The organism is Saccharothrix espanaensis DSM 44229 (assembly GCF_000328705.1).
Lineage (GTDB): Bacteria > Actinomycetota > Actinomycetes > Mycobacteriales > Pseudonocardiaceae > Actinosynnema > Actinosynnema espanaense.
The window spans coordinates 4,710,079-4,731,323 of sequence record NC_019673.1 but is presented as its reverse complement, the minus strand read 5'-3'; the positions used below and the strand labels follow the sequence as shown (position 1 = coordinate 4,731,323).

At 72.8% G+C, this 21,245-nt stretch carries 24 protein-coding genes; 17 read left to right on the top strand and 7 right to left on the bottom strand.

From position 1 onward, the window contains the following. Window positions 1-21 precede the first annotated feature (21 nt). The 3 genes from BN6_RS20940 to BN6_RS20930 are packed head-to-tail and all read left to right on the top strand — an operon-like array spanning window position 22 to window position 3,018. Window positions 22-999 carry a Bug family tripartite tricarboxylate transporter substrate binding protein gene (locus BN6_RS20940; protein WP_015101720.1) on the top strand — a complete coding sequence of 326 codons (978 nt, stop codon included), beginning with the start codon at window positions 22-24 and terminating at the stop codon, window positions 997-999. Then, window positions 996-1,544 (top strand): tripartite tricarboxylate transporter TctB family protein, encoded by a 549-nt coding sequence (locus tag BN6_RS20935; RefSeq protein ID WP_015101719.1) that lies wholly within the window; start codon window positions 996-998, stop codon window positions 1,542-1,544. The genes BN6_RS20940 and BN6_RS20935 overlap by 4 nt, the downstream gene beginning before the upstream one ends. Continuing rightward, a complete protein-coding gene (locus BN6_RS20930; RefSeq protein ID WP_015101718.1) occupies window positions 1,537-3,018 on the top strand; it encodes a tripartite tricarboxylate transporter permease in 1,482 nt (493 codons plus the stop codon). The genes BN6_RS20935 and BN6_RS20930 overlap by 8 nt, the downstream gene beginning before the upstream one ends. Here BN6_RS20930 and BN6_RS20925 read toward each other — a convergent pair. Next, window positions 2,955-3,305, bottom strand: a complete 351-nt coding sequence (locus BN6_RS20925; RefSeq protein WP_015101717.1) for a hypothetical protein — start codon at window positions 3,303-3,305, stop codon at window positions 2,955-2,957. The genes BN6_RS20930 and BN6_RS20925 overlap by 64 nt on opposite strands. Window positions 3,306-3,428: 123 nt before the next feature. Here BN6_RS20925 and BN6_RS20920 point away from each other — a divergent pair, with 123 nt between their 5' ends. The 7 genes from BN6_RS20920 (at window position 3,429) to kal (ending at window position 9,931) form a co-directional block, all read left to right on the top strand. Continuing rightward, complete coding sequence (locus BN6_RS20920; protein ID WP_041313487.1) at window positions 3,429-4,307, top strand: helix-turn-helix domain-containing protein; 879 nt, start codon at window positions 3,429-3,431, stop codon at window positions 4,305-4,307. After that, entirely contained in the window at window positions 4,276-4,443 is a 168-nt protein-coding gene (locus BN6_RS43965; protein ID WP_015101715.1) for a DUF397 domain-containing protein, read from the top strand. The genes BN6_RS20920 and BN6_RS43965 overlap by 32 nt, the downstream gene beginning before the upstream one ends. 166 nt (window positions 4,444-4,609) lie before the next feature. Further along, on the top strand, window positions 4,610-5,623 hold the full coding sequence (gene kdd / locus BN6_RS47955) for an L-erythro-3,5-diaminohexanoate dehydrogenase (protein WP_015101714.1): 1,014 nt from the start codon (window positions 4,610-4,612) through the stop codon (window positions 5,621-5,623). Window positions 5,624-5,628: 5 nt separating this feature from the next. Then, window positions 5,629-7,209, top strand: a complete 1,581-nt coding sequence (locus BN6_RS47950; RefSeq protein WP_041313484.1) for an amidohydrolase — start codon at window positions 5,629-5,631, stop codon at window positions 7,207-7,209. 18 nt (window positions 7,210-7,227) lie between these two features. Then, window positions 7,228-8,793 carry a lysine 5,6-aminomutase subunit alpha gene (gene kamD, locus BN6_RS20905; RefSeq protein WP_015101712.1) on the top strand — a complete coding sequence of 522 codons (1,566 nt, stop codon included), beginning with the start codon at window positions 7,228-7,230 and terminating at the stop codon, window positions 8,791-8,793. Continuing rightward, the gene (kamE, locus tag BN6_RS20900; RefSeq protein WP_015101711.1) at window positions 8,790-9,542 is read left to right on the top strand and encodes a lysine 5,6-aminomutase subunit beta; all 753 of its coding nucleotides are present in this window, start codon (window positions 8,790-8,792) and stop codon (window positions 9,540-9,542) included. The genes kamD and kamE overlap by 4 nt, the downstream gene beginning before the upstream one ends. Further along, complete coding sequence (gene kal, locus BN6_RS20895; protein WP_015101710.1) at window positions 9,539-9,931, top strand: 3-aminobutyryl-CoA ammonia lyase; 393 nt, start codon at window positions 9,539-9,541, stop codon at window positions 9,929-9,931. The genes kamE and kal overlap by 4 nt, the downstream gene beginning before the upstream one ends. Before the next feature lie 157 nt (window positions 9,932-10,088). On the opposite strand, the gene BN6_RS20890 is transcribed toward kal, so the two are convergent. After that, the gene (locus BN6_RS20890; RefSeq protein ID WP_015101709.1) at window positions 10,089-12,053 is read right to left on the bottom strand and encodes a UvrD-helicase domain-containing protein; all 1,965 of its coding nucleotides are present in this window, start codon (window positions 12,051-12,053) and stop codon (window positions 10,089-10,091) included. A 109-nt stretch (window positions 12,054-12,162) separates the two neighbouring features. Here BN6_RS20890 and BN6_RS20885 point away from each other — a divergent pair, with 109 nt between their 5' ends. Beyond that, on the top strand, window positions 12,163-12,516 hold the full coding sequence (locus BN6_RS20885; RefSeq protein ID WP_015101708.1) for a GntR family transcriptional regulator: 354 nt from the start codon (window positions 12,163-12,165) through the stop codon (window positions 12,514-12,516). Window positions 12,517-12,532: 16 nt separating this feature from the next. Then, a complete protein-coding gene (locus BN6_RS20880; RefSeq protein ID WP_015101707.1) occupies window positions 12,533-13,285 on the top strand; it encodes a TetR/AcrR family transcriptional regulator in 753 nt (250 codons plus the stop codon). Here BN6_RS20880 and BN6_RS20875 read toward each other — a convergent pair. Beyond that, window positions 13,279-13,455 carry a PspC domain-containing protein gene (locus tag BN6_RS20875; protein WP_015101706.1) on the bottom strand — a complete coding sequence of 59 codons (177 nt, stop codon included), beginning with the start codon at window positions 13,453-13,455 and terminating at the stop codon, window positions 13,279-13,281. The two genes, BN6_RS20880 and BN6_RS20875, sit on opposite strands and share 7 nt — an antisense overlap. Before the next feature lie 230 nt (window positions 13,456-13,685). On the opposite strand from BN6_RS20875, the gene BN6_RS20870 reads away from it, so the two are divergent. The 3 genes from BN6_RS20870 to BN6_RS20860 all read left to right on the top strand — a co-directional run bounded on the left by BN6_RS20870 (window position 13,686) and on the right by BN6_RS20860 (window position 16,722). Continuing rightward, window positions 13,686-14,162 carry a GNAT family N-acetyltransferase gene (locus BN6_RS20870; protein ID WP_015101705.1) on the top strand — a complete coding sequence of 159 codons (477 nt, stop codon included), beginning with the start codon at window positions 13,686-13,688 and terminating at the stop codon, window positions 14,160-14,162. Between the two features lie 174 nt (window positions 14,163-14,336). Next, window positions 14,337-15,956 carry an apolipoprotein N-acyltransferase gene (gene lnt, locus BN6_RS20865; RefSeq protein ID WP_148302948.1) on the top strand — a complete coding sequence of 540 codons (1,620 nt, stop codon included), beginning with the start codon at window positions 14,337-14,339 and terminating at the stop codon, window positions 15,954-15,956. Beyond that, window positions 15,931-16,722 (top strand): polyprenol monophosphomannose synthase, encoded by a 792-nt coding sequence (locus BN6_RS20860; protein ID WP_015101703.1) that lies wholly within the window; start codon window positions 15,931-15,933, stop codon window positions 16,720-16,722. The genes lnt and BN6_RS20860 overlap by 26 nt, the downstream gene beginning before the upstream one ends. A 63-nt stretch (window positions 16,723-16,785) precedes the next feature. On the opposite strand, the gene BN6_RS20855 is transcribed toward BN6_RS20860, so the two are convergent. Both BN6_RS20855 and BN6_RS20850 read right to left on the bottom strand, forming a co-directional pair. Next, on the bottom strand, window positions 16,786-17,130 hold the full coding sequence (locus tag BN6_RS20855; protein ID WP_015101702.1) for an RNA polymerase-binding protein RbpA: 345 nt from the start codon (window positions 17,128-17,130) through the stop codon (window positions 16,786-16,788). Window positions 17,131-17,611: 481 nt separating this feature from the next. Next, entirely contained in the window at window positions 17,612-18,079 is a 468-nt protein-coding gene (locus BN6_RS20850; protein ID WP_041317547.1) for an NUDIX domain-containing protein, read from the bottom strand. A 299-nt stretch (window positions 18,080-18,378) separates the two neighbouring features. Here BN6_RS20850 and BN6_RS46815 point away from each other — a divergent pair, with 299 nt between their 5' ends. After that, a complete protein-coding gene (locus BN6_RS46815) occupies window positions 18,379-18,531 on the top strand; it encodes a hypothetical protein (protein ID WP_158509415.1) in 153 nt (50 codons plus the stop codon). Window positions 18,532-18,780: 249 nt separating this feature from the next. Beyond that, window positions 18,781-19,857 carry an SGNH/GDSL hydrolase family protein gene (locus tag BN6_RS20845; protein WP_197540164.1) on the top strand — a complete coding sequence of 359 codons (1,077 nt, stop codon included), beginning with the start codon at window positions 18,781-18,783 and terminating at the stop codon, window positions 19,855-19,857. A gap of 43 nt (window positions 19,858-19,900) precedes the next feature. Here BN6_RS20845 and BN6_RS20840 read toward each other — a convergent pair whose 3' ends face one another. Then, complete coding sequence (locus BN6_RS20840; RefSeq protein ID WP_041313475.1) at window positions 19,901-20,617, bottom strand: thymidine kinase; 717 nt, start codon at window positions 20,615-20,617, stop codon at window positions 19,901-19,903. Between the two features lie 113 nt (window positions 20,618-20,730). Next, window positions 20,731-21,048, bottom strand: a complete 318-nt coding sequence (locus tag BN6_RS20835) for a hypothetical protein (RefSeq protein ID WP_041313472.1) — start codon at window positions 21,046-21,048, stop codon at window positions 20,731-20,733. Between the last annotated feature and the right edge of the window lie 197 nt (window positions 21,049-21,245).

Here is a 21,245-nt window from a genome sequence, read left to right as displayed (position 1 = left end):
GTGGGGAACGTGGAGGATCCGATGGCAGGACAGCACACCCGACTGGTCTCGGCCGTGGTCGCCGGTCTCGTGCTCGCGGGGTGCGGCGGGGGAGGCGCGAACCCAGCGGGCGGGGACATCGCCAAGCTGGAGATCATGGCCCCGGCCGACCCGGGCGGCGGCTGGGACCAGACCGCGCGGTCCATGCAGGCCGCGATCACCGGGGCGGACCTGGTCAGGTCCGCGCAGGTCGCCAACGTCGGCGGCGCGGGCGGCACGGTCGGGCTGCGCAAGCTCGCCAACGAGAGGTCCGAGACGTTCCTGATGGTCACCGGCCTGGTCATGGTCGGCGCGGTGGAGACCAACGGCGTGGACAAGCGGCTGGAGGACACCACCCCGATCGCCCGGCTCACCGCCGAGGACGAGGTGGTCGTGGTGCCGGCCGACTCGCCGCACCGGACCATCGAGGACCTGCTCAAGGCGATCGACGAGAAGGGCCAGGGCGTCTCGGTCACCGGCGGCTCGGCCGGCGGCACCGACCACATCCTGGCCGCGCTGCTGCTCAAGGCGAAGGGCATCGACTCCGCGAAGCTCAACTACGTGCCGTACTCCGGTGGCGGCGAGTCGCTGGCCGCGCTGCTGGGCAGGAAGGTCGACGCGGGCATCTCCGGCGTCGGCGAGTACCGGGAGCAGATCAAGGCGGGCATGCTGCGCGCCCTGGGCACCTCCGGCCCGCAGCCGCACCCCGACCTCGGCGCGCCGACGTTCAAGAACCTCGGGACCGGCGTCGAGCTGATCAACTGGCGCGGTGTCGTCGCGCCGGGTTCGATCTCGCCGGCCGCGAAGGACCGCCTGGTCAAGCTGGTCACCGACATGCACGGCAGCCCGCAGTGGCAGGAGGAGCTGAAGAAGAAGGGCTGGACCGACACGTTCCTCACCGGCCACGAGTTCGCCAAGTTCCTCACCGTGGAGATCGGCCGGATCAAGCCGGTGCTCCAGGACATCGGCCTGGTCAAGTGACCCCCGAACGGACCGGACCCGAGCCGACCGGACCCGAACGAGCGGGCCGGGCGCTGTCCGCGCAGGTCGAGGAGTACGTCTTCGGCGGCCTGGTCACCGCGCTGGGCGTGTTCACCCTGGTCGACGCCACCACGATCGCCGCGCGCGGTGCGGCCGGCGGGCTCGGCCCCCGGGCCTTCCCGTACGCGGTGGGCGCGCTGCTCGTGGTGACCGGCGTGGCGGCGGTCGTGGCCACCGCGCGGGGCCGGCTCGGCGAGGCGGAGGAGGCGGAGGACGTCGACAGCGGCGTGCGCACCGACTGGGTCACCGTCGCCAAGCTGGTCGCGATCCTGGTGGCGCACCTGGCGCTGATCGACCTGGTCGGCTGGCCGGTCGCGGCGGCGGCGCTGTTCGGCGGCGCGGCGTGGACGTTGGGCGCGGTGTGGTGGAAGGCGCTCGCCGTCGGCGTGGCGCTCGCGCTGGTGGTGCAGGTGGTGTTCGCGTCGGGCCTGGGCCTGTCGCTGCCCGCCGGGATCTTCGAAGGGGTGCCGCTCCTCGATGGGTAGCCTCACCGCCCTGCTGGAGGGCTTCGCGACCGCCGCGCAGCCCGAGTACCTGCTCTACGCCCTGCTGGGCGTCACCCTCGGCACCGCCGTGGGTGTGCTGCCGGGCATCGGCCCGGCGATGACGGTGGCGCTGCTGCTGCCGCTGACCTACACGCTCGAACCGACCGCGGCGCTGATCATCTTCGCCGGGATCTACTACGGCGGCATGTACGGCGGGTCGACCACGTCGATCCTGCTCAACACGCCGGGCGAGTCGTCCTCCATCGTCACCGCGCTGGAGGGCAACCGGATGGCGCGGGCGGGCAGGGGCGCGGCGGCCCTGGCCACGGCGGCGATCGGCTCGTTCGTGGCGGGCACGATCGCCACGGTGCTGCTCACGCTGCTGGCCCCGATCATCGCCGACGTGGCGGTGACGCTGGGCCCGGCGGACTACGTGGCGCTGATGGTCGTCGCGTTCACCACGGTCGCCGCGCTGCTCGGCTCGTCGCCGGTGCGCGGGCCGGCGTCGCTGGGACTGGGCCTGTTCCTGGGCCTGGTCGGCACCGACACGCTGTCCGGGCAGCAGCGGTTCACCCTCGGGGTGTCGACGCTGGCGGACGGGATCGACGTCGTGGTGGTCGCGGTCGGGGTGTTCGCCGTGGGTGAGGCGCTGTACGTGGCCTCGCGCCTGCGGCACGGCCCGGTCGAGGTCGTGCCGGTCGGCGGCACGTGGTTCACCCGCGAGTTCTGGTCGCGTTCGTGGAAGCCGTGGCTGCGCGGGACGTTCATCGGCTTCCCGATCGGCACGGTGCCGGCCGGCGGCGCGGACGTCTCGACGTTCCTGTCCTACGCGGCGGAGAAGAAGCTCTCGAAGCGGCCCGAGGAGTTCGGCAAGGGCGCGATCGAAGGGGTGGCCGGGCCGGAGGCCGCGAACAACGCGGCGGCGGCCGGCGTTCTGGTGCCGTTGCTGACGCTGGGCCTGCCGACCACGGCGACGGCGGCGGTGATCGTGGCGGCGTTCCAGAGCTACGGCATCCAGCCGGGGCCCCTGCTGTTCACCACCAACTCCGGGATGGTCTGGGCGCTGATCGCGTCGCTGTACATCGGCAACGTGATGCTGCTGGTGCTCAACCTGCCGCTGGTGAAGATCTGGGTGAAGGTGCTGCAGATCCCGCGCCCGTACCTGTACGCGGGGATCCTGCTGTTCGCGGCGCTGGGCACCTACGCGGTGAACTTCGTCGTGGACGACCTGGTGGTGCTGCTGGTGATCGGTGTCGTCGGGTTCTTCATGCGGCGGCACGGCTACCCGGTCGCGCCGCTGGTGGTCGGGTTGATCCTCGGGCCGATGGCGGAGGAGCAGGTGCGCCGGACGTTGCAGATCAGCGAGGGCGACCTGTCGGCGTTGGTGACCAGCCCGTTCGCGGCAGCGGCCTACGCGGTGCTGGCGCTGGTGCTCGTACTGGCGGCGGTGGTGGGGGTGCGGCGGCGCTCCTGAGCCGGCGGCAGCCAGAGCAGGTGCGGGGTGGCCTCACCCTGTTCGGTGAAAAACACCAGCGCGTTCTCGGGTTTCTGGAGGGTCGCGTAGAAGCCGCCCTCGGTCGAGACGACCTCCGAGCGGTCGGCGAACGCCAGCCCGTAGGCGGCGATGTAGGTGTCTTCGCGGTCGTCGTATTCCACGGCGACCGCGAAGAGGCGAGGGGCCTCCTCGACCGCGAGCGCGGCGAGGAACTGGGCGAACCCCGGGTCGTGGCAAGGGGTGGCGGTGGTGGGGTGGGCATTCATGAGCGGTATCCTCCGGTGGTGACGTCCGGTTTGCGCGACCAGTGTCCGGTTTGCGCAACGGACGTGTCAATACCTCGATCAGGTGTACCAGGAGGCCCGTTTGCCATCCCTAAGCTGGGCCGCATGATCCGCAGCACGGCGAAAGCCATGGCGCTCGGCGCGAAGATCCGCGCGGCTCGCGAAGCGGCCGGCCTGACCCAACGGGTGGTGTGCCAGAGGACCGGGATCCACCCCGGCACGATGACCCGGCACGAGTCCGGCGAGCGCCCGCCGAGCGAGGAGGCGGTCACCGCCATCCTCGACGCGATAGGCGTGCACGGCGTGGACCGCGAGGAAATCCTCGACCTGGCCCGCGACGAACCCGCCACCGGCTCCACGTGGGTCGCGGTCAGCCTCCCCGAACAGCGCGCACAGCTCGACGCCCTGATCCAGATCGAGCAACTGGCCACCGGCATCGTCGACGTCAGCCCGCTCGTCGTGCCGGGCCTGCTCCAGGTCAACGGCTACGCCCGCGCGATCATGCGCGGCGGCGCCGTCCCGGAACCCGAGATCGAGCCGCGCGTGGCGCTGCGCATGGGCCGCCGCGACATCCTCACCAGGGCGCGCCCGGTCCGCTACACCGCCTACGTCGCCGAACACGTCTTCCGCCAGCGGTTCGGCGACCCGGCCGACCACGCCGAACAGCTCGCCCACCTGCTCAAGATGGCCGAACTGCCCAACGTCGAGCTGCGCGCCTTCCGGCTCGACGAGGGCTGGAACGACTCGATGGCCGGCCCGTTCTCATTGCTCACCGTGGGCGAGGGCGAGACGATCATCCAGTTGGAGAACCGGGTGAGCATGGTCTTCGCCCAGGAGAAGGCCGATGTCGAAGGGTTCCAGGTCGCGGTCGAGCGGCTCGCGGAGGTGTCCATGAGCGCCGACGAGACGGCCGGACTCATCGCCCGGCACGCGGAGGAGAGGAAGGGAACGGGTGAACCCACCTCGGTGGCGCAAGTCCAGTAGATCCGGTCCGAACGGGAATTGCGTGGAAGTGCGTGGCGACTTGAGCGCGGTCCGGGATTCCAAGCAGCCTCACGGGCCCGCGTTGCGGTTCGGCGGTTCGGCGGCTCTGCGGCGATTCGTGTCGGCGGCTCGCTGAGCGGTCGTCGGGCTCTCGTGCCCCGGCCACCGGGTGTCGGAAGTGCTCGCTCCGTGCGGGCTCGTCCGCGCCCGGTGGCCGGCCCACATCCGTCCCAATACTTGCGCAAACTTGATGTTCCACGTGAAGATATCCTGGTCGTGCCGCTCTCGACCGAAGGATTTCCATGACCTCGCCGTACGGTCTGCACCGAGTCGTCGAGCCCGTCGGCGTGCTGCCGCAGCAGGCGTGGCGGCTCGACGCGACACCGGAGTGCGGCGCGGACGAGGTCCTGGTCGACGTCGAGCGGCTCAACCTCGACGCGGCGTCGTTCCGGCAGCTCCGCGAGCAGCACGGAGCGGACGTGCGGCGGGCGGTGCTGGAGATCGTGGCCGAGCGCGGCAAGATGCAGAACCCGGTCACCGGGTCGGGCGGGATGCTGCTGGGCACCGTCCGCGCCGCCGGCCCCCGCTCGCCGCTGGGGCTCAAGGCCGGCGACCGGATCGCCACCCTGGTCTCGCTCACCCTCACGCCGCTGCGCATCACCGACGACCTGGCCGGCTGGGACGGCACCACCGAGCAGGTCCCGTGCGCGGGCACGGCCGTGCTGTTCGGCCGGTCCATCGCCGCGGTGCTGCCCGACGACCTGTCCGACGAACTCGCCCTGTCGGTGCTCGACGTGTGCGGCGCGCCCGCCCTCACCGACCGGGTGGTGCGCCGGCGGGCGGCGGAGTCCGTGCTCGTGCTCGGCGGTGGCGGCAAGTCCGGGTCGCTGTCGCTGGTCGCCGCGCGCCGGGCCGGTGCTTCCCGGCTGGTGGCGCTGGTGCCGACCGAGGCCGAAGCCGGCCTGGTCCGCGCGTCGGGCCTGGCCGACGCGGTCGTGGTGGCCGACGCGCGCGACCCGGTCGCGGTGCTGGAGGCGGTCGGGACGCCCGTGGACGTGACCGTCGTGTGCGTCGACGTGCCGGGGTGCGAGCACGGCGCGATCCTGGCCACCGCGAACGGCGGGGTGGTCGTGTTCTTCTCGATGGCCACGTCGTTCTCCGCCGCCGCCCTGGGGGCCGAGGGGCTCGCGGCGGACGTGGAGATGCTCGTCGGCAACGGCTATGTGCCAGGTCACGCGGCGTTCGCGCTGGACCTGGTCCGGGCCGAACCTGCCGTGCGGGCGCTGTTCGAACACCGGCAGACTGCTCAGGCGTGACTACTGTGAACGCCGCTGCCACCACCCTCCTCGTCGGGGGCCGGATCCACTCCCCGACCTCGTCGGACGCCACCGCGATGGCGGTCACCGACGGCACCGTGGTGTGGCTGGGCCAGGACTCCGTGGGCCGCGCGCTGCACCCCGACGCCGAGGTCGTGGACCTGGCGGGCGCGTGGGTCGCGCCGGCGTTCGTGGACGCGCACGTGCACGCCACCTCCGCCGGCCTCCTGCTGACCGGGCTGGACCTGACCCGGTGCGGTTCGCTGACCGAACTGCTCGACGCCGTCCGCGCCGCCGACGGCCCGCTGATCTGGGGCCACGGCTGGGACGAGACCCGCTGGCCGGAGAACCGGCCGCCGACCCGCGCCGAACTGGACGACGCGGCGCGCGGCGCGGTGGTCTACCTGTCGCGGATCGACGTGCACTCGGCGCTGGCGTCCTCCGCGCTGGTCGACCTCGCGCCCGCCGCACGTGACGCCGACGGCTGGACGCCCGACGGCCCGCTGTCGCGCGCGTCGCACCACCACGTGCGGGGCGCGGCCAAGGACGCCATCCCGGTGGAGCGGCGCCGGGCCGCGCAGGAGGCGTTCCTGGCGCACGCGGCGTCGCGCGGGATCGCGTCGGTGCACGAGTGCGCCGGGCCGGACATCTCCAGCGTCGAGGACCTCGCCGACCTGCTCGCCCGGACCGACGGCCCGGACGTGGTCGGGTACTGGGGTTCGCTGGAGCCCGTCGACCTGCCCGTGCGCGGTCTGGCCGGCGACCTGTTCGTGGACGGCGCGCTGGGTTCGCGCACGGCCGCGTTGTGCGCGCCTTACGCCGACGCCGACACCACGGGCGCGCTGTACCTGACGGCCGACGAGATCGCCGCGCACCTCGTGGCGTGCACGGAAGCCGGTCTCCAGGGCGGTTTCCACGTCATCGGCGACGCCGCCGTGGACGCCGTGGTCGAAGGCTTCGAGAAGGCCGCCGCCGTGGTCGGCGTACCCGCGCTGGCCGCGCGCAGGCACCGCTTGGAACACGTCGAGATGATCAACGCCGCACAGGCCGCGAAACTCGGCTCGTGGGGCGTGGTCGCGTCCGTGCAGCCGCTGTTCGACCACGAGTGGGGCGGCCCGTCCGGCATGTACGTCCAGCGGCTGGGTGTGCAGCGGGGAACGGCGCTCAACCCGTTCTCGCAGTTGGCGAGCGCCGGCCTGGTCCTCGCGCTCGGCTCGGACGCCCCGGTGACGGTCGTGGACCCGTGGGCCGCGATCCGCGCCGCCGTGCACCACCGCACCGACGGGTTCGGCATCTCGCCGCGCGCCGCTTTCACCGCCCACACCCGAGGCGGGTGGCGCGCGGCCGGCGTGGACGACGGGATCACCGGCACGTTGCAGCCGGGCGCGCCCGCCACGTACGCGGTGTGGGAGGCCGGAGAACTGGAGGTCAGCACCCCGGACTCACGCGTCCAGCGCTGGTCGACCGACCCCCGCTCGGGCGTGCCGGGCCTGCCGTCGCTGGACGAGCCGCCCACGTGCCGGCGCACCGTGCTGCGCGGCCGGACGATCTTCGACCGGGACGCCCCGCCGGCCCGGGACCGATAACCGCGAAAGGGAGTGACGATGGCGTTGCTCGACCTCGACCCGACAGTGGTCGCCACGGCGCGCAGGCTGGCCGCGAAGGCCGCCGAGCCCGTGGTGGCCATCGCGAAGGCGCACACGACGGTCGCGGTCGAGCGCGCGACGCTGCGGTTGGCCGGCATCACCGGCGCGGACTCCACGCACCGCGCCGGTGACGTGCCGTGGGTCAACCGGGTCGTCGACACCGTCCGCGAGCACTGCGGGCTGGAGCACGGCGTGGTGCTGCCCGCGTTCCACGCCCTCAAGGAGCACGACCTCGGCTCGCTCACCGAACTGGCCGAGGCCACCGCCGCCGGCCAGGTCCAGTACGCGGTCCCGACCGGCAAGGACCGGGCCCGCGCCGAGAAGCACGCCCGCACGGCCGTCACCAGGGGGCTGCGCACGGTGGACCGCAACCGGCTCCAGCGCGACAAGCTCGTGGCCCGGCTCGGCGACCCCGCGCAACGACCGTGGATCTACCTGATCGTCGCGACCGGCGACATCGACGAGGACGTGGTCCAGGCGCAGAACGCGGCCCGCGCGGGCGCGGACGTCATCGCGGTGATCCGCTCCACCGGGCAGTCGCTGCTGGACTACGTACCCGAAGGCGCGACCCACCACGGGTTCGCGGGCACCTACGCCACGCAGGAGAACTTCCGGATCATGCGGGCCGCGCTGGACGAGGTGTCCAAGGAGGTCGGCCGCTACGTGCGGCTGACCAACTACGCGTCGGGCCTGTGCATGCCCGAGATCGCGGTCCTGGCGGGCCTGCAGCGCCTGGACATGATGCTCAACGACTCGATGTACGGGATCCTGTTCCGCGACATCAACCCGATCCGCACGTTCGTGGACCAGCGGTTCTCCCGCCAGGTGCACGCCCGCGCCGGGATCATCATCAACACCGGCGAGGACAACTACCTCACCACCGCCGACGCCGTGGACGCCGCGCACACCGTCACCGTCTCGCAGCTGCTCAACGAGCACTTCGCGCACGAGGCCGGGCTGCCCGACCGGCTGCTGGGCCTCGGGCACGCGTTCGAGATCAACCCGAAGGTGCCCGAGTCGTTCCGGCTGGAGCTGGCGCACGCGCTGCTGGCCCGCGAGCTGTTCCCGGACGCGCCGCTGAAGTGGATGCCGCCGACCAAGCACATGACCGGCGACGTGTTCAACGGCTACCTGCTCGACGGGTTCTTCAACCTGGCGGGCGTGCTCACCGGCCAGTCCATCCTGCTGGTGGGCATGATGACCGAGGCCGTGGTGACCCCGTTCCTGTCCGACCGGGACCTGGCGCTGGCCAACGTCCGGTACGTGCTCGACGCGGCGGGCAGCCTGCGCGAGGACTTCCGGCCGGCCCCGGACGGGCTGATCGTCAAACGCGCCCACCAGGTGCTCGGCGAGGCCGTCGACCTGCTGGAGCGGATCGTCGCCGACGGGCTGCTCGAGGCGATCGCGGACGGCACGTTCGGGCTGATGAAACGCCCCGCGCACGCCGGCAAGGGCGCGGACGGCGTGGTGGCGAAGGCCGAGGGCTACTGCAACCCGGCCGCGGAACTGCTGGAGGCACCGTGACCGAGGGCAAGCGCCACGTCCGGCCGTACGGCGACACCACCGGCGACGGGATGGTGCAGACGTCGTTCACCCTCCCGGTGCCGTTCGGGCCCAAGGCCGACGGCGCGGCGCAGCAGCTGGCGAACAAGATGGGCATCGACCCGGCCATGGTCGTGCACTCGCACCCGATCGGCGCGGACTTCACGTTCTTCGTCGTCTACGGGTCGGTCAAGCACGTCGTGGACCTCGACGAGGTGCGCGTGATCGAGCGGGAGTACCCGCTGCTGTCGCCGTCCGAGGTGAACACGACCGTGAAGAAGCTGTTGCGCCGCAAGCTGGTCGTGGTCGGCGGGTGCATCGGCACCGACGCGCACACGGTCGGCATCGACGCGATCCTCAACATCAAGGGGTTCGCCGGCGAGAAGGGCCTGGAGTACTACCGGGAGCTGAAGGTGGTGAACCTGGGCGCGCAGGTCTCGGTGCCGGAGCTGGTGCGCCGGGCCCGCAGCGAGAAGGCCGACGCGGTGCTGGTGTCGCAGGTGGTGACCCAGCGCGACGCGCACATCCTCAACACCCAGGAGATGTCGGCGGCGTTCCGCGAGGCGATGGGCGCGCGCCGGCCGCTGCTGATCGCGGGCGGCCCGAGGTTCGACCCGCTGATGGCGGGGGAGCTGGGCGTGGACCGCGTGTTCAGCCGCGGCACGACGCCCGGCGAGGTGGCGAGTTACCTGGTGCACGCCGTGCAGACCAAGAAGGAAGTGACAGTGTGACCGGTCCGACCGTGGGGTTCAGCGTCACCCACCGCCGCTACGTGCCGCACTCGCACGCGCACTACGGCGGCAACCTGGTCGACGGCGCGTACGGGCTCGGCCTGTTCGGCGACGTGGCCACCGAGCTGCTCATCCGCACCGACGCCGACGAGGGCCTGTTCGCGGGCTACTCGACCGTCGAGTTCACCGCCCCGATCCAGGCCGGTGACGTGATCGAGGCGACCGCGACCCTGGTCCGGGTCGGCACCCGGTCCCGCGAGATCGACTTCGAGGCCCGCGTGGTGTGCCGCTCCGCCCCGGACCGCGGACCGTCCGCCGCCGACGTGCTGGACCCGCCGGTCGTCGTCACCCGGGCCCGGGGGACCGTGGTGGCACCGCCGCGCGGCTGACCATCCTGCCGCAGAGATGGCCCACGTGGTGAAGCAACGGCGTGGCGCGGTCGGCGCGCTCGGCGCGACCGGACGGTCCTGGCACGGTTCGCCGAGGTGAGCCGGCCGCTGCTGCGGAAGGACAACGGCTGAGAAGGACAACGGCCGGCCGGGCCGGTCACCGCCCGGGGGCGAGCGGGAGCGCGGCGATCTCGGCGGGCGGCGGCCCGGGGTGGACGACCACCAGCAGGCGGGTTGCCCTGGTCATCGCCACGTACAGGTCGTTGCGGCCGCGCGGCGCGGCCAGGACGCGGGCCGGGTCCACCACGATCACCACGTCGAACTCCAAACCCTTGGCCTCGGTCGGGGTGAACACGGGGGCGGGCACGTCGAGCGGCTCCGGCGCGATCACCGCGATCCGGCCCTCCTGCCGGGCGACGAGTTCCGCGACGGCCGCCGGCACGTCGTCGGCGCGCACCCGCCACGGCGGCGTCGGCGCCGAGCGGACCGACGTGGGCGGCGTGATCCCGGGCAGGACGGCCGCCGCCGCGGCCATCATCTCGGCGGGTGTCCGGTAGTTCACGGTCAACCGCTCGCACCGCCACCGGTCGCCGACGTGCGGCCCCAGCACGTCCGCCCACGACGTGGCCCCGGCGGGCGAGCCGGTCTGCGCCAGGTCGCCCACCACGGTCATCGACCGGGACGGGCAGCGGCGCATCACCATCCGCCACGCCATGGCCGAGAGCTCCTGCGCCTCGTCCACGACCACGTGCCCGTAGGTCCACGTCCGGTCCGCCGCCGCGCGCTCGGCGACCGTGCCACCACCGTCCCGCCGGCCGGTGCCGAGCAGGGCCGCCGCCTCGTCGAGCAGCGGCACGTCCGACAAGGTCCACCCGCGTCGCGGCGGGAACAGCCCGCCCACCACCTCCTCCGGGGTCAGCACCGGCCACCAGGCCGCGACCAGCGCCCGGACGCCCCGGTCGGCGAGCAGCCCCGCCCGCAGGTCGGCCAGGTCGTCCTCGGACAGCAGCGGCCGCGGCCCGGTGTCGTCCGGGTCGACCACCACCCCGGCGGCGGCCAGCGCGCGCAGGTCCGCCGCGCTCAGCGAGCCGTCCGCCGCGCCGCCGTCGAGCGCCTCGCCCGAGTCGGTCAGCAGCACGTGCTCCATCCGCTCGGCGAGCAGGCGCGCCAGCGCCTCGACCACCTCGCGCTCGAACACCAGCCGGGCCTGGTTGTGCGGCAGCCCGGACCGCCACGCCCGGTCGGCCGCCTGCCGCACCCGCGCCGCCCCGAGCCGCACGACGTGCCCCTCGAACCGGACCTCGCACGACCCGTCCGGGATCGTCACCCGGTCCCGGACCGCCGCCGCGAGCAGGTCCGTCACCCGCGCGTCGCCCTTGGCCTCAGCGTCCTCGGCCGATTCGTCCGGGACGGGCACGACACCCGGCACGAGGTCGGCCACGGTCGCGGTGACCACGTGGTCCTCGCCCAGTCCGGGCAGGACCTGGCCGATGTAGTCGAGGAACACCGGGCTCGGCCCGACCACGAGCACGCCGCGCGCGAGCAGGTGGCGGTGCCGGTAGAGCAGGTAGGCGACCCGGTGCAGCGCGACCGCGGTCTTGCCGGTGCCGGGCCCGCCTTCCACGACCAGGACGCCGGGGTGCTCGCTGCGCACGATCCGGTCCTGCTCGGCGCGCAGGGTCGTGACGATGTCGGCCATCCGCTCGCCGCGCCCGGCCGTGACGGCGGCGAGCAGCGCGGCGTCCCCGGCCAGGCCGTCCCCGTCGAGCCCGTCGAGCAGCTCGTCGTCCACCGCCACGACCGTGCGGCCCCGGGTGGTGATGCGGCGGCGTCGGCGCACGCCCTCGGGCGCGGCGGCGGTCGCGGTGTAGAACGGCCGGGCGGCCGGGGCGCGCCAGTCGACCAGCAGCGGGTCGTCACCGTCGAACAGGCCGATCCGGCCGATGTACAGGGTGCCGCCCGGACCGTCCAGGCGGCCGAAGCACAGGCCGTGCCCGACGGCGTCCAGGCGGTCGCGGTCGGCCGGGTCCCGGGCCCGCAGCAGGTCCAGGTGTTCGTGGAGCAGGTCCAGGTAGGACTGCTCGTGGGCGATCTCGGCCTGGTGGCGGTCGTCGTGCGGCACGCGGGGCAGCGTCCCGCACGCCGGAGCCGGGAAACAGTCTTGTTCTTTTCGGCTCCGTCAGCCGGACGGCGTCGTTCTGCGCACCGGGGTCTCTGCCAGTATCGACTCCGTGATCAGTCTCGATCCGGTTTCCCCGGTGCCGCCCTACGAGCAGGTGCGGTCCCAGTTCGCCCGCAAGATCACCGACCGGGAGCTGGCCGTGGGCACCCGGCTGCCCACCGTCCGCGCGCTGGCCGCGGAGCTGGGCATCGCGGTGAACACGGTGGCCCGCGCCTACCGCGAGTTGGAGGAGGCGGGTCTCATCGAGACCCGGGGCAGAGCCGGGACGGTGGTCAGCGCGGCGGGGGAGCGCAGCCGGGAACGGGTGCTGCGCGCGGCGCGCGGGTACGCGTCCACGGCGCGCGAACAGGGGCTCACGGCCGACGAGGCGCTGGACATCGTCCGGGCGGCACTCGCGGATTGATCAGTAGTGTGGTCGGGTGGCGAACGGACGCAGCGGCGGGGGAGACCCGGCCCGCACCCTCTCGGTGCTCTGGCGCACCACCTCGCCCACCGCGCGCAAGGACCTCGGCGTGGACCGGATCGTGGCGGTCGCGGTCGCCCTGGCCGACGCGGAGGGGCTCGGCGCGCTGTCCATGCGCCGGGTCGCGGACAAGCTGGGCGTGGGCACGATGTCGCTCTACACCTACGTGCCGGGCAAGGCCGAGCTGATCGACGTCATGGTGGACACCGTGCACGGCGAGACCGCCCGCCCGCACGACGTTCCCGGCGGGTGGCGCGGCCGGCTGACCCGGGTCGCCCGGGAGAACTGGGCGCTGCACCTGCGCCACCCGTGGCTGCTGGAGGTCGCGACCAACCGCGCCGTGCTGGGCCCGAACGTGGCGGCGAAGTACGACTACGAGCTGGGCGCGGTCGACGGCATCGGGCTGTCCGACGTGGAGATGGACGCCGTGCTGGGCCTGGTGCTCGGGCACGTGCGGGCGTCCGCGCGGCTCGCGGTGGAGGCGGCGCAGGTCGAGCAGCGCACCGGGCTGACCGACGAGCAGTGGTGGCGCGCCGCCGCGCCGTTCCTGGCCCGCGTGTTCGACCCGGAGCGGTTCCCCACCGCGGCCCGGGTGGGCGCGGCGGCGGGGGAGGCGCACGGGTCGGCCTACTCGGGCGAGCACGCGTTCGAGTTCGGCCTGGAGCGCGTGCTCGACGGCGTGGAGGCGCTGGTGGTGTCCCGTCAGTAGTCGCGCTTGGGCATGATCACCCACAGCACGAGGTAGAGCACGAACTGCGGTCCGGGCAGCAGGCAGGAGAGCAGGGCGATCAGCCGGACGGTGTTCGGCTGCCAACCGAACCGCTCGGCCAGTCCCGCGCACACACCCGCGATCATCCGCTGGTTACGAGGCCTGGTCATCGTGGTCATGACTCCACGATGCGCCATCACGACGCCGCCCGCATTGGGGCGAACCCTGATCTTCGCCCTCCTGCTACCCCTACCCCGGCAGGGGTCCCGTGCCCCTGGTCACCCGCACGCAACCTTCGGGGCTCGTGGACGGGGCCGCGTGAGCCGGGATTGTCGGTGGCCGCTGCTAGGTTGCGCCGCCGGTCCGAGGCCGGCGCGAGGCCGGTGTGAGGAGGACGTCAGTGGTAGAGGTGGCACTGCGGTCGGTCGAGGATTCCGACCTAGACGCCCTGTTCGACCAGCTGCGCGACCCGGAGTCGGTCCGGATGGCCGCGTTCACCGCGAAGGACCCCGACGACCGCGAGGCGTTCGACGCCCACCTGGCGAAGGTGAGGACGTCCGCCGACGTCGTGCTGCGCGCGGTGACCCGTGACGGACACCTCGTCGGCACCATCTCCGGCTTCGTGGTGGAGGGCGACACCGAGATCACCTACTGGATCGACCGTGCGGTCTGGGGGCAGGGGATCGCCGGCCGCGCCCTGGCGCTGTTCCTCGACGAGGTGGAGGTCCGGCGGCCCTTGCACGCCCGCGCCGCGAGCGACAACCTCGGGTCGCTCAGGGTCCTGGAGAAGGCGGGCTTCACGGTGATCGGCACCGAGGTCTCCTACGCGTCGGCCCGGGACGCCGAGATCGAGGAGACCGTCCTGCGCCTCGACTGACCCTCGCGACTGACCCTCGCGACGAGGCCGCCCCCTCGGTCCGGCGAAGGTCGGGTGCGGGCGCGGCGGGGCGAATCGGGCATCGTGGGGGAAGTCGGGAGGAGCCGGAGGGGCGCCGGCGGGTTAGCGGCGGTCGTTGTCCCTGACTTCACCTCGTCCTCGTACGCTGGTCGCGTGGTCGCTCCCCCCATCGCGCCGGGTCAGTCCGCCGCCGACACCCCGCCCGCCCGTCGCCGTGACGTGCGCGGCACGCTGCTGCGGATCGTGCTCGCGGCGGTCGGGGGCGGGCTGGTGTTCCTCAGCTTCCCGCCGCGCACCGCGTGGTGGCTCGCGCCGATCGGGTTCGCCGTGCTCGGCGTGCTGCTGCACGGCCGGCGGATGCGCGCGGGGTTCGGGTTCGGGGTGGTGTGGGGCCTGGGGTTCATGGTGCCGCTGCTGCGCTGGACCGGGGAGTTCGTCGGGCTGGTCGCCTGGCTGCCGCTGGCGCTGCTGTGCGCGGTGATGATCGGCCTGGGCACGATGCTGATGGCGCGGGTCTCGACGCTGCCGGGCGCGCCGCTGTGGATGGCGCTGCTGTGGGTGGGTGACGAGTGCCTGCGCGGCGTGGTGCCGTTCGGCGGCTTCCCGTGGGGCAAGATCGCGTTCGGCCAGCCCGAGGGCTGGTACCTGCCGCTGGCCTCGCTCGGCGGGGCCCCGCTGGTCGGGTTCGCGGTGGCGCTGACCGGGTTCTCGCTGGCGTGGCTGGGACGGAACTGGAAGCTCGCGCTGCCCCTGGCGGTGCTGCCGCTGGCGGGCGCGCTGGTGACGGTCCCGTTCGTCGGCACCGCGCCCGACCGGGGCACGGTCGTGGTCGCGGCGATCCAGGGCAACGTGCCGCGGGCCGGGCTGGACTTCAACGCCCAGCGCCGGGCGGTGCTGGACAACCACGTGGACCGGACGCTGGAGCTGGCCCAGGCGGTGGCCGACGGCACCCAGCGGCAGCCCGACATCGTGATCTGGCCGGAGAACTCCTCTGACATCGACCCGTTCCGCAACGCCGACGCCGCCGCGCAGATCGACCGGGCGGCCAAGCGGATCAAGGCCCCGATCGCGGTCGGCGCGGTGGTCGTGGACCGGTCGGACAACCTGCCGCGCAACACCGTCGTGCTGTGGGACCCGGAGAAGGGCCCGGTCGACAGCTACACCAAGCGGCAGCTCCAGCCCTTCGGCGAGACGATGCCGATGCGGTCGTTCTTCCGGATCTTCAGCGAGACGGTGGACCGGGCCGGGACGTTCCAGCCGGGCACCGACCCGGAGGGCTTCGCGATGGGCCCGGCGAAGGTGGCCATCGACACCTGCTACGAGGTCGCGTTCGACGGCGTGGTGCGCGATTCGGTGCTCGCCGGCGCGGACCTCATCGCGATCCCGACGAACAACGCCACGTTCGGCTTCACCGAGATGACCTACCAGCAGCTGGCCATGTCGCGGGTGCGGGCGGTGGAGCACGGCAAGGCCGTGGTCGTCGCGGCGACCAGCGGCGTGAGCGCCATCGTCCAGCCCGACGGGGCGGTCACCGCCCGTACCGGGATGTTCACCCCCGACGCGTTGGTGGCGGAGCTGCCGCTGCGCGGGGAGGCTACGCTGGCCACCCGGTTCGGCGCGTGGCCCGAGTGGGTGATGACCGCTCTGGGCCTGCTGGCCGTGGCGTTCGGCTTGACAGTGCAACGAACAGTGCAACGACGAGGATCGCGTCCGGCCCCTGGTGCGGGGACCGGCGAGGAGGAAACGGATGGCGGACCAGCAGGCGCAGCCTGACCGCGAGCTCGGGCCGGTGCTGGTGGTGATCCCGACCTACAACGAGCGGGACAACATCGGGAAGATCGTGAAGCGGCTGCACGCGGCGCTGCCGAAGGTGCACGCCCTCGTGGTCGACGACGGCAGCCCGGACGGGACGGGGGAGCTGGCCGACGAGATGGCCGCCGCGGACGACCGCGTGCACGTGATGCACCGCACCGAGAAGGCCGGGCTGGGCGCTGCCTACGTGGCGGGCTTCAAGTGGGCGCTGGAGCACGGCTACGGCGTCGTGGTGGAGATGGACGCGGACGGGTCGCACGCGCCGGAGGACCTGCCGCGGCTGCTGGACGCGCTGCGCGACTCGCACCTGGTGCTGGGGTCGCGGTACGTGCCGGGCGGCAGCACGGTGAACTGGCCGTGGCACCGGCAGCTCATCTCGCGCGGCGGCAACGTGTTCTCGCAGGTCGCGCTGGGCACGAGTGTGAAGGACATCACCGGCGGGTACCGGGCGTTCCGGTCCGAGGTGCTGCGCCGGCTGAAGCTGGACACGGTGGCCTCGCAGGGCTACTGCTTCCAGATCGACCTGGCGTGGCGGGCCATCGAGCTGGGCTACCGGGTGGTCGAGGTGCCGATCACGTTCACCGAGCGTGAGCTGGGCGAGTCGAAGATGAGCGGCAACATCGTCCGGGAGGCCCTGCTCCGGGTCACGAAGTGGGGTCTGCGCCGCCGCTACACGCAGCTGCGGGACCTGTTCGCGCCCAAGCCGAAGACCGGCGCGAACCGCTAGCCGAGGTGCGAGAAGGGGCCCGCCGAGCGTCTCGGCGGGCCCCTTCCGGCGGGTGCCGGGCGGTCAGGCGGTGCGGGTGCGCCGTCCCTTCAACTCCTCCAGCCGCTCGTCCAGGAGCTCCTCCAGCTCCGGGATGGTGCGGCGCTCCAGGAGCATGTCCCAGTGCGTGCGCGGCGGCTTGACCTTCTTCGCCTCCGGCTCGGCGCCGTCGATGATCTTGGATTCCGTCCCGTGGAGACGACACTCCCAGGTGTGCGGGATCTCGGCGTCGTCGGAGAACGGAACCTCGAAGTCGTGGTTCTTGGGGCAGGCGTACCGCACCGACCGGCGCGGGGCGAGGTCGTGATTGCGGTCGGTCTCGTAGCTGACTGCTCCGAGCCGGCTACCCCGTAGAACGCGGTCGGCCATGGCGGTGTCCTTTCGCTCGGCTCAGGGCCGGGGCCCAGGCTGGTGCTCACCGAGTGCAACGATCGGACTGCTCCGTTCGTTCCCGGCTTTACGGTCATGGTCGCCCACAGTGACGTCTTTCACCCGTCAACGAAGGCTTCCTCCTAAGGGATGCAATCGCGGCTGGATCGTGACGCGTTATCAAGCTGTCGGGCTACTTCATCACACGGATGGAGCAGTACCGGCAGAAAGTGTGCGGCTGCGACAGCTTAGACCGAACACGTAGGGCGATGTTGCAGCGGGTTTAACTCGGCGGTAGTGACGGCTGTCATCCTTGTGGTTACGGAAAGTTAGTTCGGTGGCCTTCAGCACAGTCGACACGCTGCGTACCCGCACGATCGTGCAGCGTGGCGACCATCTCCCGGGGTCACCCGTCCGGTCCGCACCCAAACGTTGGCCCGCCTCTTTTATTCCACCAATGATTTCAGTGTGGACTTAAAGATCAGCTTCCGAGCTGGTCGGCGAGCCGCTCCAGGAACACGCGCTGGGCCGTGACGAGCTTCGGACCCGCTTCGGCCAGAGGCACCCAGGCGACCCGGTCGACCTCGGGGTACTCGCGGACCGAGCCGGAGCCCCTGGGCCACTCCAGCTCGAAGGTGCCCGGGACGACCAGGGCGGGGTCCAGGTCGCCCTCCAGCGCCCACACGTGCACGGTCTTGCCGCCGGACTGCCGGACCTCGCCCAGGGGCACCAGGTCGCCGTGGGGGACCGGCAGGCCCAGTTCCTCGGCGAACTCGCGGCGGGCGGTGGCCTCCAGCGGCTCGTCGCCCTCCGGCTCGCCCTTGGGCACCGACCAGGCCCCGGCGTCCTTGCGCGCCCAGAACGGGCCGCCCATGTGGCCGATGAGCACTTCGACGCCGTCGGGGGTGCGGCGGTGCAGCAGGATCCCGGCGCTGATCTTCCCAGTCACGCCGGACAGTGTGGCGGGTCGTGCCGGCGCGGTGCCGGGCGAGTCCGGTGGGGTGCACGGCGGTTGGACGTCGCCGGCGCCCGCCCCGGCCGAGTGCCGCTTCGGGCTTCCGCACCGCACGCCGGGGTGACGGCGATCCGCTCGGTGATCGGCGGGGGCGGGCGCCGTGCCCCGGGCGTGTGGTCGGCGTGCGCGGTCCGGTGATGGCCGGGCGGGGGTGGTGTGGGGGTGCCGCGTCCTGCCGAGTCTGTTGTGGACATCCGCGGAACGACGGGTGTCCCGTGGAGGAGGTCGTTGGGATGACGGGCGTGCGTGCCTTGGCCGTGGTCGACGGGACGACCCCGGGCCGGATCGGTGAGGGCGGCGACTTCCCGGCGTGTGCGGACGAGTTGGCGGTGGCGGCGGTGGAGCCGCCGACCGCGGTGGAGGCGTGCCACGCGTCGATGAGGTGAGTCCGAGCGGTGACGCGTCGGGGGCGTGGCCCGTCCCCGGCGCGGTTCGGTGCCCGGAGGTCTTCCCGATCGCTGCGCACGGCGTGGCGTTCTCGTCCGGGCCGGTACCCGGCGTCGGGGCGGTGCGGACACGTCCGGGTGGAGTCGCGGGTGCCGGCCCTCGCGTCGCCGTGCCGGCCCGTTGCATGGGGGCGGGCCGGTGCACGTCTCCGGCCCGGCGTTGTCGGCCGAGGTGATCGGAGGTCCGTGGTGTCTCGACGTTCCAGGCTGGGCTCGCTGGGCGTGCTGGTGTCGGTGTTGGTGGTGGTGGGCCCGTTCGCGGCGGGGGCCGCGCCGGAGCCGGTGCGGTGGGTGGCGCTGGGCGATTCGTACACGGCGGGCGTGTTCGTCGGCACGCCGACGCCGCCGTTGGGCGGTGCCGGGCGGGACGGCTGCGACCGGACCGCGGACTCCTACCCCGATGTGGTGTCCCGGCGGCTCGCGGCGGGCGCGCGGGAGGTGCGGCTGACCGACGTGAGCTGCGGCGCCGCGACGATCGAGGACGTGCACAGCGCCCGCCAGCAGCCGGTCAGCCCGGTGCGGCCACCGGCCGACGGCTGGCCGGCGGTGGCCGCCCAGCTCGACCGGGTCGACGCGGGCACCGACGTGATCACGATCGGGGTCGGCGGGAACAGCCTGCCGGTGGCGTCGATGGTGGCGGCCTGCCTGCTGCTGGGCACCGACCAGCCCGACGACGCGACCCCGTGCCGGGACGCCTACGAGAACGGCCACCCGATCTTCGCGCCGGAGCCGGTCCGGGAGATCTTCCAGCGGGTGTTCCGGGAGTACGTGGACCTGCTGGAGGCGGTGCACGGGAAGGCGCCGGACGCGAAGGTCGTCACGGTCGGCTACCCGGTGGTGTTCCCGCAGGACGCGGCCGGCTGCGACCGGGCGGACGCCACCCAGTTCTCGGCGACGGTGAACGACACGGCGTTGTCGATGACCAAGGGCGACATCGAGTGGTTGCACTCGGTGCTCGCGGAGCTGAACTCGATCATCGAGGACGTCACCGACCTGGTCGACCACGGGTACGTGTTCGTCGACACGGCGACGTCGAGCGAGGGGCACGACGTGTGCGCGCCGGTCGGCGCGAAGTGGGTGGAGGGGGTGTGCGGCGCGGCCGAGGACTACTGGCCCGCGTCGCTGGAGTTGGCTGCCCCGCCGCTGACGTTCGAGCTGTCCTGCCCCGAGGGCACGCGCGCGACGATCGTGCACCCCAACCGCCAGAGCCACGCCGACACCGCGATCCGGGTCGAGGTGGCGGTGCGCGCGGCGATCGGCGGGTGATCCGCGCCCGGTGCGGGCTGTCGGTCGACAGCCCGCACCGGGGTCAGGTGAGGCTGAGCTGGCGGTTGTCGACGGGGCTGGGGCCGAGTTCGCCGGTGCGGTAGTGCCGCCGGCACAGGACCTGGTAGCGGACCTCGGCGGCGGTCTGGGCGGTGTCGGCGACCAGGACGGTGTCGCCGGCGCGGACGAGGTCGCCGTCGTGGACGCGGGCGTTGAACCGGCCGGGGTGGCCGCACCAGCACAGCACCTCGACCTGGATGGCGCTGAGCTCGTCGGCGAGTTCGAACAGCCGGCGGGAGCCGGGGAACATGGCGCTGCGGAAGTCGGTGGCCAGGCCGAAGCAGTAGACGTCGAGCTGGGCGTCGTCGGCGAGTTCGGCGAGCTGGTCGACCTGGCCGGGGGACAGGAACTGGGCCTCGTCGACGATGACGTAGTCGACCCGGGTGCCGGCCGCCCAGTGCTCCCGGACCAGCGCGCACAGGTCCATGTCCTCGTGGACCTCGACGGCGTTGCGGGCCAGGCCCATCCGGCTGGAGATGGTGGGGGTGCCGGACCGGTCGTGGCGGACCAGCAGGAGGCCGCTGCGGCCCTGGCGGGCCTGGTTGTGGTCGATCTGGAGGGCGAGGGTGGACTTGCCGCAGTCCATCGGGCCGAAGAAGAAGCGCAGCCGGCCGGTGGGGGCGACGCCGCGTCGTGCCCCGGCCGCGGGCACGGAGGACAGGGCGTCGGTCGGGTCGGTGCGGGGGTTCGTCGGCTCCACGGCGGGCCACCTTAGTCGGCGTGGTGTGGCCAGGTGACGTAAGGACGCAAGTCGGTCGAACGGGTGATCGAGTTCCAGTGGGACAACCCTGAGACCCAATCGGAGGACGGTCCCTACACCGCTGCCGTGGAAGTGCTGGTCTTGCCGCAGCGCTGGAGGCAGCGAACGGTAGTGGTCGAGGGCCTGGCAGTGCTCGCGGGCGGTGTCGACCCGGTCCAGGCGCGCGGCGGACGTAGGAAGCGCAGCGTCTCCACCGGGTCGTCGGGGGACAGCGGCACGCCGACCGGGTCGACCCGGTCGATCGACGACGAGGCCACCACCTCGGCGGCCGCGTACGTGCCGGTCGGCAGGGGCTGCCCCAGGAATCGCACGCAGCGGTCCAGGACGGGGGAGTCGACCACGGCCACCGGCTCGCTCAGGGCCGCCGCCACTGCCTCCGCGTCGAGCCAGGCCGTCGGACGACGTCGGTAGGGGCATCAACGCGGAACCTCGGTCCGCGGCGAAGCCGGGATCACCGGCCTGCGTGTTGCTACTACGCTCTATTGTTTCAGTAACAACCAAGAATAAACCTCCAGGAACTGTCGCCCGAAACACAAGCCTCGTTACGACTACAACCAAGCCACGACAC